The following is a 13,234-nucleotide window of genomic DNA, read 5'->3' on the forward strand; positions in this document are numbered from 1 at the left end:
TATAAAAACATATTTGAAATAATTGGTCAGACCAATTTGATTTGTGAGGCAAAAAGATTGTGCCACAACCCCTAACAATGTATATACCTTTTCAGAGGTAACTCCCCTATTTTCTTAACTTATTATACTTTTCCCAATGAAAAGACAGCCCCGGATCCGTCTTTCTAAGCGGCGCTATATACTGATGACCCGTAATACGATCATCCTTTACTAACGGGTAATGCTGTTGTATCACCTTTGTTAATGAAGCCAGTGATTGATACTGCTCCTCAGTATAGGCCACTGAATCCGTTCCTTCTAATTCAATGCCGATACTGTAATCATTGCATTTCGATCTGCCCGCAAACGACGATGCTCCCGCATGCCACGCTCGAGAATTAAAGGGCACAAATTGAATAACACGCCCATCTCGACGAATCAAACAATGGGCAGACACTTTAAATTGATGGATAACGTTAAAGAATGGGTGTTCGTTCGGATTTAAAGTACCGGTAAATAATTGTTCAATATAAGGGCCACCAAACTGACCCGGCGGTAAGCTGATGTTGTGTACCACAAGTAAAGATATGTCTAAGTCATCGGAGCGTTCGTCATAAAATGGCGAGACAACGTGTTTCGCTTCATTGATCCAATGCGTTGTTGATAACGTGAATCTCATATCTATTCCTACATAAATTGAAGTAACTTTAGGTATCTTATGATGAAATTCTGCTCTAGCGCGAGTATTATTGTGTGAATCAACTTATTTCAAATAATTCAATGGACCTCAGCATGATTAAAACCCACGACAGCGACTCTCGTCTTGAATATTTAAAACAGCAACTTCCTGCTGAAATTACTCGCGCCGTTGCCGATACACTTCGTGAAGATCTAGGAGGAACACTTGATGTTTCTGCTGATATCACAGCAAGTTTAATCTCAGAAGACAGTCAATCTGTTGCGACGATTATTACCCGAGAACACGGTGTATTTTGTGGAAAAATGTGGGCCGAAGAAGTATTTAAACAATTAGGCGGGACCGTTACGATTGAATGGCACGTAGAAGATGGCGACAAAGTAAAACCAAACCAAACACTTTGTACATTAAGCGGCCCTTCACGCGCCCTACTAACGGGTGAGCGTAATGCGATGAACTTTATTCAAACGTTGTCTGGTTGTTCGACTATTACCGCAACCTATGCTGAAAAAATCGCACACACAAAATGCCGCTTACTTGATACGCGTAAAACCATCCCAGGGTTACGCAGTGCATTAAAATACGCCGTCGCGTGTGGCGGTGGTTATAATCATCGTATCGGTGTGTTTGATGCTTATCTAATTAAAGAAAACCACATCATTGCATGTGGTGGCATTGAAAAGGCCATTTCAACGGCAAAAGAATTGAATCCGGGCAAGCCTGTAGAAGTCGAAACAGAAAGTTTAGAAGAGTTGCAACAAGCCATTGATGCAGGGGCTGATATTATTATGCTCGATAATTTCACCACAGACATGATGCGTGAAGCCGTTAAACTAAACGCAGGTCGTGCTGCATTAGAAAATTCAGGTAATGTCACTTTAGATACCATCGCGGAATACGCAGAAACAGGGGTCAATTATATCTCTGTGGGCGCCTTAACTAAGCACCTTACTGCAATGGATTTATCCATGCGTTTTAAATAAATTAATCTCACCTTGTTTTATAAAAGAGCCAGCCTTAATGGTTGGCTCTTTTTGTTTAAACTGAACATAAAAATCATCTACTTTCTTTGATGAACACCACATATATCCATTATGATAAATATCACTTAACCATTTGTTTCTAAAATAAGAATTGCGATCTACAGATCATTAAAAAAGAGCATAAATTGAAGTGCGTCGTATTAGATTTGTAACTCCTCAATAAGCACATAATAAAGTGCAACCTCACTCGAAGTGCCTATTTTTCCTTCTATTATATCTCCCCATTCGTTTTATTATTTCACGCATCAAATAAAACATAAATCAGCCTGATTTATATTGGAGAAAGTAATGAACAAGCGTCAAGGACAGAAAGGCTTCACCTTAATTGAATTAATGATCGTAGTTGCCATCATTGGTGTGTTATCAGCAATAGCTATTCCTGCTTATAAAGATTATGTTTCAAAAAGTGAGGCTGCGTCTGGGTTAGCAACAATTAAAGCACTGCAAACACCGGCAGAATTATTCTTTCAAGAAAGCGGTACTACTCAACCAACATTAGCTCAACTAGGAACAACTGCTAAAGCAAATACCTTAGGGGTAATAACAGATCCTCTTGTTGATAGCGCTATTGTATTTACTTTCGGTTCAGACAGTGCTTTAAATGGCAAAACATTAACACTAGCAAGAAATTCTGACACTGGTTGGTCTTGTACTCCATCTACAGGTGTTCCTGTTATGGATGGTTGCAAAATAGTAACACCATAATAATGCACACCAACCTAGCTTCAATCTTGCGTCAAGCTGAACTCATCAGCTTGACGCAAGAAAATACCATTATCGAACACGTTCAATCAGGGGCACACACTGTGCCTTCTGCGCTTTTAGCTGCTCATATTTTTACACCTGATGAATTAATCAGTCATCTTTCTCAAATTTTTGGTTTGGATGTCATTAATGTCGCTCAATATGATTACGCCACGTGCTGTCAAAAATTAGGACTAAGAGAGCTCATAACCCAACATCAAGCATTGCCGATTCATTATGATCACGGCTTGATTCGACTCGCAGTGAGTGATCCAAGTATTGCTCAAATTGAGGATGATTTTCGTTTCACTACCAACAAACAAATTGAATTAGTGTTAGCTGACGAAGGACAGCTTCAAGCGGCCATTCGGCGTCTTTATGGGAAAGGGTTATCGGATTCACTGCCATCACAAAATAAAGAAATCACCCAAGATGAGCTCGCATCACTGGTTGATATATCAAATGATGAAATGGTATTCACAGAAGATCTCAGCCAAGACGACGCCCCGGTTACCCGTTTTATAAACCAAATATTACTAGAGGCCGTTCGAAAAGGCGTTTCTGATATTCACTTTGAACCTTATGAAGAAACTTATCGTGTGCGTTTTCGTTGTGATGGGATTTTAGTAGAGAACAGTAGTCCTTCTTCTCATTTAAGTCGTCATCTTTCAGCCCGCTTAAAAATCATGGCAAAACTTGATATCGCAGAGCGACGATTACCACAAGACGGACGCATCAAACTTAAACTGAACAGCGAAGTCTCCATTGATATGCGCGTGTCCTCTCTTCCTACGTTATGGGGAGAGAAGATTGTTCTTCGATTATTAGACAGCAGCGCGGCCAGTTTGGATATCGACAAACTCGGCTACAGTGACGCCCAAAAAGAGTTATACCTAACGGCATTAAAACGCCCTCAAGGCATGATCTTAATGACGGGCCCGACCGGCAGTGGCAAAACCGTATCTCTTTACTCTGGCCTAAACATTTTAAATACGACAGAAAAAAACATCTCCACCGCAGAAGATCCTGTCGAAATAAATCTGAATGGCATTAACCAAGTTCAAGTAAACCCTAAAATTGGATTTACCTTTGCTTACGCCTTGCGATCATTTCTTCGTCAAGATCCCGATATTGTAATGGTCGGAGAGATCCGAGATCTAGAAACAGCCGAAATCGCAGTAAAAGCCGCACAAACTGGGCACTTAGTTCTTTCAACACTTCATACCAACTCAGCGGCAGAAACAGTGGTACGTTTAGGAAATATGGGGATCGAGAATTTTAACCTTGCCTCCTCTCTTACTCTTATCATTGCTCAACGATTAGCAAGAAGGCTTTGCCCTCATTGCAAAGCTATCGATCCATTAACCCCAGAGATCAGAGAAGAATATGGTATTGATTTATTAGGCACTGTTTTTCAAGCGCACACTGAAGGCTGTAATGAATGTACGCATGGCTATTCAGGGCGAATTGGTATTTACGAAGTGATGCCCTTTACCCGAGAGCTTTCCATTGCGATTTTAAAAGGCGCAACGGTAAGACAGATTGAACAACTTGCTATCAAGCAAGGCATGGATAATTTAGCCACATCAGGAATTAAACGCCTCGAAGATGGTACAACCAGCTTACAAGAATTAACTCGTGTTCTGTATTTTTAATCACTCAGCAGTAAAGTGAATTTCCCCATGCTAAAAAAAACAACAAAAGTAAAAACACCGACCTTAAAAAACTTCCATTGGCGTGGTATCAATAGCACAGGAAAAAAGGTATCAGGTAAAATTATGGCTCTTACCGATACCGAAGTCAGAGCAAAACTTACCGCTCAAAGCATTCAGATTAAAAAACTAAAAAAACGCAGTATTTCTAGCTTTGAAAAAATGCGACATGCCGTTAAGCGAAAAGACATTACCCTCTTCACCCGACAACTTGCGACAATGCTAGGGGCAGGTGTTCCTATCGTTCAATCTTTGCATCTGATTGCTGAAAACAATATCAAAGCAGAAATGAAATCCATTCTAAATCAAGTTTGCTTGTCGATTGAAGCGGGAACCCAACTGTCAAAAGCACTTTCAACCAGTTGCTCACATTTTGATTCTTTTTATATTGATCTCGTAGCAACCGGAGAAGAAACAGGGAGCCTTTCTCTTGCCTTCTCTCGTCTCGCGGAATACAGAGAAAAAAGTGAAACGCTTAGAGCTAAAGTCATCAAAGCGATGATTTACCCTAGCATGGTTTTTATCATCGCCATTACCGTGACAGTATTAATGCTAACTTTTGTTATTCCAGAATTTGAATCTATTTTTAAAGGGTTCGGAGCCGAGCTGCCTTGGTTTACCCAACAAGTTGTCAATGCTTCACATTTTCTTCAAAGCTATGGTTTTTTGATTTTATTAATGATTGTTTCCGCTATTCTCTCGCTCAATTTACTGAAAAAAAATCCTATCAATTTAGATTAATGGTCAGTCGACGTAGTCTTCAGATCCCCATCATTGGAACCGTATTATCTAAAGCCGCGATTGCTAAATTTAGTCGAACGCTAGCAACCAGTTTTAGCTCTGGCTTACCCATTCTACATAGCTTACACACCACCAGTAAAACTGCGGGTAATCTTCATTACCAACAAGCGATTCTCTCCGTACAACAAAATACCGCAGCAGGTATGCCTCTGTATTTAGCCATGCGCCATACCCAGACCTTTCCTGAAATGGTGTTACAGATGGTGATGATAGGGGAGGAATCAGGACAACTGGATGATATGCTCAACAAAGTCGCACTGGTATATGAAGATGACGTCGATAACACGGTGGATAATTTAGGTAAAATACTTGAGCCTTTTATTATTCTATTTTTAGGGACTATGATTGGAGGGTTAGTCGTATCAATGTACCTTCCTATCTTCAATTTAATGAACGTTATTGGATAAAGTTAAAATAATTCAACCATGTTACCGCGACTCTCTCCTACTTCATTGCACCGAACTCTGATAAAATTAATTAACTAAAAATATAATTAATATCGGATGCAATTTCACATGGCTGCTTTTGAATACTACCCTTGGCTCTTTCCTCTCTTTGCTACTTTATTTGGCCTACTCGTCGGTAGCTTTTTAAATGTGGTCATCTACCGTTTACCCATAATGATGGAAAAAGAATGGAAAAAAGAATGCACTGAGTGCTTTCCTGATTTGAAATCCACACCAAAAACAGCGGATATAGAAGAAAAATTCAATCTAAGTGTTCCTCGTTCACGCTGCCCTAAATGCAATACTCAAATAAAATTTTACGATAACATTCCCGTTATTAGCTGGTTGTTGTTGCGTGGAAAATGCCGTCAATGCAGTAATCCTATTAGCTTCCGTTATCCTGCCATTGAGCTTCTGTCAGGCGCAATGTGTTTTGGCGTCTCTTACTTATTACCATTTTCTTATTTTGCTATTGCTGCCGTTCTTTTTACTCTAACGCTTATTGCATTAACCTTTATTGATATCGATACCATGTTACTCCCCGATCAAATAACGCTGCCATTACTGTGGACTGGCCTATACTTATCCTTAGTCGGTTGGAGTTCAGTCAGCTTAATGGATTCGGTCATTGGAGCCATGGCTGGTTATTTAATATTATGGTCCATTTATTGGGCATTTAAATTATTAACCGGTAAAGAAGGCATGGGTTATGGGGACTTTAAATTATTAGCCGCACTTGGTGCTTGGCTTGGTTGGCAACAATTGCCATTAATCGTTTTATTGTCTTCTATTGTTGGTGCCATCATTGGCATTGCAATGTTAAGGGCACAAAAAAATGGGTATGACAAAGCCATTCCATTTGGTCCTTATCTCGCGATTGCAGGTTGGATATGTTTATTGTGGGGCCAAGAAATTAGCCAATGGTACTTCACCTCAATTCTAGGGTTTCCCGTATGAGTTATGTCATCGCTATTACGGGTGGTATAGGCAGTGGTAAAACGACAATTGCAGATAAATTTAACCAATTATATGACATTGATATTGTTGATGCCGATATCATTGCTCGTGACGTTGTTAAACCGAAAACAAACGGATTACACCAAATCGAAGCGCATTTTGGATCCTCGATTTTATTAAGTGATGGCAGTTTAAATCGTGCAGAGTTACGACAACGTATTTTTTCTGCTCCAAAAGAAAAAGAATGGCTAAATAATTTACTTCATCCTTTAATTCGCCAAGAGATGCAACATCAGATTACTCTGACTCAAGCGCCATACGCTTTACTCGTTGTCCCTCTATTAGTTGAAAACAATCTACAAAACTTAGCAAATCGTATTCTCATTGTTGATGTTTCGGAGCAAACTCAAATTAATCGAACAATGAATCGTGATAGAGTAACTAATGAACAAGTTAATGCTATTCTTGCTTCTCAAGCAAGTCGAGAGCAACGTCTAGCGATTGCCGATGATGTCATTGATAATAACCAACAAAATGTAGACCTTAATAGCAAAATTGCTCTTCTACATCAGAAATATCTGGTATTGTCTCAAGCCTCTAAGATAGAAGAAAAGAATTGATAACGACTATGAATGGACTTGGAATGCAAAAGTTTGAACATCCTTTAAATGAAAGGACTCGAATTTATTTACGTATAGAATCTCTATTGCGTAAGCTTGGTCATTCTGCTGATTTAACACAACCTTACGAATACCAAGTGTTCTTTAGCTCTTTATTCCATATGTTGGATATTTTAGAGCAAGTTCAAGTCAAAGCCGATCTAGGTAAAGACTTAGAGAAACTGCGTTTACAATACCGTGCATGGATGAATATTGAAGGCGTCGATCAATCTGCGCTTCTTTCCGTATTAGAACAAATAAGTCAAGTTCACCAAAACCTAATGCAAACGACTCGCCCAGGACATAGCCTAAAAGAAGATCGCTTTCTTTCTGCATTGAAGCAACGTTTCTTTATTCCTGGTGGCGATTGCTGTTTCGATTTACCTGCACTTCATCATTGGCTACACCTCCCTCTTGATGTACGTTGTCGAAATACACACAACTGGATGTCTCAATTACTCTCTCTGTCTGATGCTTTATCTCTATGGTTACGTTTAACCAGAGAAACCGCACGGTATACACCTCAGATTGCACGTAATGGATTTATGCAAAGCGAAATGGAAAATTCCAATTTACTTCGCTTAGAAATCCCGATTGACCAAGGTGTCTACCCAATGATCTCTGGGCATAAAAGTCGATTTGCGTTACGCTTTATGTCTTTTGAAACAAACAAGAATTGTGAAAAAGACATCGAGTTTACCCTTGCTGTCTGCTGAGGAAATTATGTCACAACCGAACAGTCAACAACCAACGATCGTGAAATGTCCAACTTGCCAAAACAAAGTCGTTTGGAATACAGAAAGTGAATTTCGCCCTTTTTGCAGCAAAAAATGCCAAATGATTGATTTTGGTGAATGGGCAGATGAAGAGAAGTCAATTGCTGGTGCACCTGATATGTCAGACTCTGATGGATGGTCATCAGAACCGTATTAATACGTCCATATAAATAGAAAAGGTGAATCTCAATGATTCACCTTTTCTATTCTATCCAGGTTCATATTTATCTTAAGTAACATGTCATCACTTTATTTAAGATCGGTACATTGGCTTCTGGAAATTCATACTGATTCAATTCAGAAATAGGTACCCACAGTCCCTGTTGACCTTCTTTTCCATAAGGGGAATGATTAAATTTAGTCACAGTAAAAAAATCAAAATAGAGCGATTTATCAGAATAGTCATGATTTAACGATTCAAATAACTTTAATTCCGTCGTCTCTATCCCAACCTCTTCGTTAAGCTCTCTTATTAATGCCTGCTCTGCACTTTCATCAAGCTCGACCTTTCCACCAGGAAACTCCCAAAAACCACCTTTATGAGCCTTGTCTGGGCGTTTAGTGATGAACACTTTATCTTGCTCTTCATTTAAAATGACCGCAGCCACAATATGTACACGCTTCATTATCTTCCCTATATTTTTCAATTTTAAATCGGTATCGCTATAAAAAAAGCCGCTAACAAGAGCGGCTTTTTATTTATTCATGCGCAGGTAAATGACTGACTAGATTTTACCATGGCATTGTTTGTATTTTTTACCTGAACCACATGGGCATACTTCATTTCGTCCAACTTTACGTTCATCACGTACCATTGGTGAGTGGTTTTGATCTGAAGAATGACCATCATCAAGTTGATTTTCTGCATTTTGATGCTGTAGTTTTTGAAGTCGAGCAACTTCTTCTGCATTTTTACGACGTTGCTCTTCCATACGTTCAACATCTTCTTGTTGTTGAACTCTAACTTTACTTAAAATTGAAACAACATCTAATTTTAACGTATCAAGTAAACCTTCAAATAACTCAAATGACTCACGCTTGTATTCTTGTTTCGGGTTCTTTTGAGCATAACCACGTAAATGAATACCTTGACGTAAATGGTCCATCGCCGCTAAGTGCTCTTTCCATAATCCATCAAGCGTTTGCAGCATCACGGCTTTTTCAAAGTTACGTAGAACAGATTCGCCAACAGACTCTTCTTTCTCTTTATAAACTTGGAATGCACTTTCAATAATTTTTTCACGTAGGTTATCTTCATGAAGTTTATTATCGCTATCTAGCCATTCTTGAATTGGTAAATCCAAATCAAAATCAGTGCGTAGGCGAGTCGTTAACCCTTCAACATCCCACATTTCTTCTAATGATTGTGGCGGAATATACTGACCAAACAACCCTTCAAGTACGTCTTGACGATTATGATTAATCATTTCACTGATATCATCAACGTTCATTAACTCATCACGTAATTCATAAACGACTTTACGTTGGTCATTTGCAACATCATCGTATTCAAGTAATTGTTTACGAATATCGAAGTTACGACCTTCAACTTTACGTTGTGCGTTTTCTATCGCTTTAGTTACCCAAGGATGCTCAATCGCTTCGCCTTCTTCCATACCTAACTTTTTCATCATGTTAGACACACGATCTGAAGCAAAGATACGCATTAACGCATCTTCCATTGATAAGTAGAAACGTGAAGAACCAGCATCACCTTGACGACCAGCACGACCACGTAATTGATTATCAATACGACGTGATTCATGACGTTCTGTACCAATAATATGAAGACCACCAGCAGTCAAAACCGTATCATGCGCTTCTTTCCAAGCCGCTTTAATGGTTTGAACTTGTTCCGCAGACGGATTATCTAACTTAGCAACTTCTGCTTGCCAGTTACCACCCAACACGATATCAGTACCACGACCAGCCATGTTTGTAGCAATAGTTACGGCGCTTGACGTACCCGCATTAGCAACGATATCGGCTTCTTGTTCATGGAACTTAGCATTAAGAACGTTGTGCTTAATTTTTGCTGTTTTCAATGCATTTGAAAGTAATTCAGATTTTTCAATTGAAACAGTACCAACCAATACTGGCTGACCACGTTCAGAACACGCTTTTATGTCCTCAATGATAGCTGCAAATTTTTCAGCTTCAGTCATGTAGACCAAATCGCCCATGTCATTACGAGTCATTGGACGGTTCGTTGGGATAACAACCGTATCTAAACCATAAATAGATTGGAACTCAAAAGCTTCAGTATCAGCGGTACCCGTCATTCCAGATAGTTTGTCATATAAACGGAAGAAGTTTTGGAATGTGATAGAAGCTAATGTTTGGTTTTCATTTTGAATTTTCACACCTTCTTTCGCTTCTACAGCTTGGTGCAACCCTTCAGACCAACGACGACCAGGCATAGTACGGCCAGTATGTTCATCAACGATGATAACTTCATCGTCTTTTACAATATAATCGACGTCTTTTTCAAACAATACATGAGCACGTAATGCCGCATTGATATGATGAAGTAAACTAATGTTAGCAGGAGAATATAACGTATCCTCTTCTTCCATTAAGCCTTCATCTTTTAGTAATTGTTCAACAAATTCTTGACCATTTTCAGTTAAATGAGTTTGCTTGCCTTTTTCATCTAATGTGTAATGACCTTCACCACGGTAATCTTCGCTGTCTTCTTCATCTTGTTTAACAAGTTGAGGGATCAGTATATTGATACGGGTGTATAGTTCAGAACTGTCGTCTGCAGGACCAGAAATGATCAATGGAGTACGAGCTTCATCGATTAAAATGGAATCCACTTCATCGATTACCGCAAAATAACGCTCACGTTGAACACGGTCTTCAGCACGGAAAGCCATGTTGTCACGTAGATAGTCAAAACCAAACTCATTGTTTGTTCCGTATAATATATCGGATTGATAAGCTAATTTTTTTTCTTGCGGTGGCATATTCGGTACATTAATACCAACTGTCATGCCTAAGAATTCAAATAATTCGCGGTTTGTCTCTGCATCACGCTTAGCAAGGTAATCATTCACAGTAACAACATGAACACCTTTACCTGTTAACGCATTTAAGTAACATGGTAGGGTTGCCGTTAATGTTTTACCTTCACCTGTACGCATTTCTGCGATTTGGCTATCGTTTAGCACCATGCCGCCAATCATTTGTACATCAAAATGACGCATGCCATATAAACGCTTAGAAGCTTCACGAACTGTTGCGAATGCTTCTGGCAGTAAATCATCTAAAGATTCACCTTGTTCTAAACGTGAACGGAACTCTATCGTTTTCGCTTTTAATTCTTCGTCTTGTAATGATTCGAATTGTGGTTCAAGTTTATTAATTTGGTCAACAATTTTACGTAGCTTACGTAATGTACGATCATTACGGCTACCAATAACTTTAGTTAGGATTTTAGAAAACATGATTCCGTTGCTTCTCTTATCTCTTGATCGTAATAGATCGTTTAATTTGAAATTTGAATCAATCACCTAGAGAAATTACTCTAAGAAAAATACTTCTTCGGTATAATTATTTTATGGGGATGAGGCAATGATTTTTCAAGGCCTGAGCTGATGGTTGTGTTGCTTATCAGCATAAGTAATAATTAAGAAAGTATAAGCGATAATGTAAAGCAATCCTAAGTTAAATCCGTAGAGTTTGATTTCAATTCTGAAAAATTCAGATCTAATTGGCATTTATGACTTTTTCCTAGCTTATTTATGAGATATACCAATAATGCGTGACCATAGACCTCAACCGGCAAATGATTTTTTCAATAATACTCGATTTAAAGATCTACAAGAAAAAGCGATTATTTTGTCTAAATTATCCCATGTTTTAAAAGATTCATTGCCTAAAGGCTGTGAAGATCATTGCCGTGTGGCAAATTATCGCCAAGGATCTTTAGTGATCGAAGTGTCAAGCAGTGTCTGGGCAACACGAATAAACTATGAGCGATTAACGATACTGTCTACATTTCGTAAGCACGGCCTACCAGGATTATCGAACTTAGAGGTTAAGATCAACCCAGATCTCGCTCGATCTTTTGTGGGAGAAAAGCCTGAGGTTTATAAAACAGAAACGCAGGCAAAACGAGAGTTATCTAAAGCAGCCGCAAGTGCTTTGGAAATGGTTGCAGAAACCGCTTCACCAAAATTAAAAAAACGCTTAGAGAGCCTAGCTGCCTTGGCAAATAAAAAATAAGCTTTATTCTTCAGACATAAAAAAAGCCAAGCAATGCTTGGCTTTTTTATTTCGATGATAGTTTACGCAAGAACCATTCCCGGTTGCATAAACGCAACTGGAGAGTCTTTTTCATCTTCAATGGTTGTCCACTCCCATGCTTCTTGATCAGCAAGAACGGCACGGAGCAACTGATTATTTAGTGCATGACCTGATTTATAAGCACTTAACTCACCAAGAATACTATGACCACACATATAAAGGTCGCCAACAGCATCTAGTACTTTATGTGTTACAAATTCATTTTCAAAACGTAACCCGTCTTCATTAAGAATACGGTAATCATCTAGTACAATAGCACAATCAAAACTGCCGCCTAAACATAGGTTTTGTGATTGTAAGTACTCGATATCACGCATGAACCCAAAAGTACGGGCACGTGAAATATCTTTAATAAACGATTGGCTTGAAAATTCAAACACTAATTTTTGGTCATCAGATTCAATCGCAGGGTGATTGAAGTCAATTGTGAAATCTAAGCGGAAACCGTTATAAGGACGAATTTCAGCCCACTTATCACCATCTTCAATGCGAACAGGTTTCTTAATACGAATGAATTTCTTCGCTGTATTAAGTTCTTCAATACCCGCAGATTGTAAAAGATAAACAAAAGGACTCGCACTGCCATCCATAATTGGAATTTCAGGAGCATCGACTTCGATAACTACGTTATCAATACCAACGCCCGCTAATGCAGCGTTTAAGTGTTCAACCGTTGAGATTCGTACGCCATCATCATTAACTAACGCTGTGCATAGCATAGTATCGCGAACTGACTCTGGATCCGCAGGGAAATCAACCGGTGGATTAAGGTCTGTACGACGATAAATTACACCTGTATTTGCCGCTGCAGGACGAAGAGTAAGCGTGACTTTACGGCCTGAGTGTAAACCCACCCCTGTCATTTGCACTATACTTTTCAGTGTACGTTGTCTGATCATATGCTCATCCCAACTTAAATATACTTGAATCCAAACCAATTCAATGAACTGGTTTGGAATTTTAGCATAAGTCTTCTAATAAAACCAAATCGTTTTGATGATTAATTAGTCAGCTTGACGACGTAAGAACGCCGGGATATCTAAATAATCTTCTTTTTGATCTGGTTTAGCTTGTGCTGCACCTGCATTTTGAACACCAGCCGCCGGAGA

General features: G+C 39.1%; 12 protein-coding genes and 1 pseudogene. 9 read left to right on the top strand and 4 right to left on the bottom strand.

Features of this window, described 5'->3' with window-relative positions; all coding sequences use genetic code 11:
* Nucleotides 1–106: 106 nt before the first annotated feature.
* Nucleotides 107–658 (bottom strand): 1,6-anhydro-N-acetylmuramyl-L-alanine amidase AmpD, encoded by a 552-nt coding sequence (ampD, locus tag VSAL_RS13775; RefSeq protein WP_012551083.1) that lies wholly within the window; start codon nt 656–658, stop codon nt 107–109.
* A 113-nt stretch (nt 659–771) separates the two neighbouring features.
* Between ampD and nadC the strand changes: the two genes are divergently transcribed.
* The 8 genes and pseudogenes from nadC (at nt 772) to yacG (ending at nt 7,971) form a co-directional block, all read left to right on the top strand.
* The gene (nadC, locus tag VSAL_RS13780; protein ID WP_044583329.1) at nt 772–1,659 is read left to right on the top strand and encodes a carboxylating nicotinate-nucleotide diphosphorylase; all 888 of its coding nucleotides are present in this window, start codon (nt 772–774) and stop codon (nt 1,657–1,659) included.
* 348 nt (nt 1,660–2,007) lie between these two features.
* Complete coding sequence (locus tag VSAL_RS13785; protein ID WP_012551085.1) at nt 2,008–2,424, top strand: pilin; 417 nt, start codon at nt 2,008–2,010, stop codon at nt 2,422–2,424.
* A 2-nt stretch (nt 2,425–2,426) separates the two neighbouring features.
* On the top strand, nt 2,427–4,118 hold the full coding sequence (pilB, locus tag VSAL_RS13790; protein WP_012551086.1) for a type IV-A pilus assembly ATPase PilB: 1,692 nt from the start codon (nt 2,427–2,429) through the stop codon (nt 4,116–4,118).
* Nucleotides 4,119–4,145: 27 nt separating this feature from the next.
* Nucleotides 4,146–5,383: pseudogene (locus VSAL_RS13795) on the top strand (type II secretion system F family protein).
* 108 nt (nt 5,384–5,491) lie between these two features.
* Nucleotides 5,492–6,379 carry a prepilin peptidase gene (locus VSAL_RS13800; protein WP_012551087.1) on the top strand — a complete coding sequence of 296 codons (888 nt, stop codon included), beginning with the start codon at nt 5,492–5,494 and terminating at the stop codon, nt 6,377–6,379.
* Complete coding sequence (coaE, locus tag VSAL_RS13805; protein ID WP_012551088.1) at nt 6,376–6,999, top strand: dephospho-CoA kinase; 624 nt, start codon at nt 6,376–6,378, stop codon at nt 6,997–6,999. The genes VSAL_RS13800 and coaE overlap by 4 nt, the downstream gene beginning before the upstream one ends.
* Nucleotides 7,000–7,007: 8 nt before the next feature.
* Nucleotides 7,008–7,754 carry a cell division protein ZapD gene (zapD, locus tag VSAL_RS13810; protein ID WP_012551089.1) on the top strand — a complete coding sequence of 249 codons (747 nt, stop codon included), beginning with the start codon at nt 7,008–7,010 and terminating at the stop codon, nt 7,752–7,754.
* A 7-nt stretch (nt 7,755–7,761) separates the two neighbouring features.
* Nucleotides 7,762–7,971 (top strand): DNA gyrase inhibitor YacG, encoded by a 210-nt coding sequence (gene yacG / locus VSAL_RS13815; protein WP_012551090.1) that lies wholly within the window; start codon nt 7,762–7,764, stop codon nt 7,969–7,971.
* A 67-nt stretch (nt 7,972–8,038) separates the two neighbouring features.
* Here the strand turns inward: yacG and mutT are convergent, their stop codons facing one another.
* Both mutT and secA read right to left on the bottom strand, forming a co-directional pair.
* Entirely contained in the window at nt 8,039–8,440 is a 402-nt protein-coding gene (mutT, locus tag VSAL_RS13820; RefSeq protein ID WP_012551091.1) for an 8-oxo-dGTP diphosphatase MutT, read from the bottom strand.
* A 99-nt stretch (nt 8,441–8,539) separates the two neighbouring features.
* Complete coding sequence (gene secA, locus VSAL_RS13825) at nt 8,540–11,263, bottom strand: preprotein translocase subunit SecA (RefSeq protein ID WP_012551092.1); 2,724 nt, start codon at nt 11,261–11,263, stop codon at nt 8,540–8,542.
* A 313-nt stretch (nt 11,264–11,576) separates the two neighbouring features.
* Between secA and VSAL_RS13830 the strand changes: the two genes are divergently transcribed.
* The gene (locus VSAL_RS13830) at nt 11,577–12,044 is read left to right on the top strand and encodes a DUF721 domain-containing protein (protein WP_012551093.1); all 468 of its coding nucleotides are present in this window, start codon (nt 11,577–11,579) and stop codon (nt 12,042–12,044) included.
* 62 nt (nt 12,045–12,106) lie between these two features.
* Here VSAL_RS13830 and lpxC read toward each other — a convergent pair whose 3' ends face one another.
* Entirely contained in the window at nt 12,107–13,024 is a 918-nt protein-coding gene (gene lpxC / locus VSAL_RS13835) for a UDP-3-O-acyl-N-acetylglucosamine deacetylase (protein WP_012551094.1), read from the bottom strand.
* Nucleotides 13,025–13,234: the final 210 nt, after the last annotated feature.

The sequence above is a fragment of the Aliivibrio salmonicida LFI1238 genome (assembly GCF_000196495.1).
Lineage (GTDB): Bacteria > Pseudomonadota > Gammaproteobacteria > Enterobacterales > Vibrionaceae > Aliivibrio > Aliivibrio salmonicida.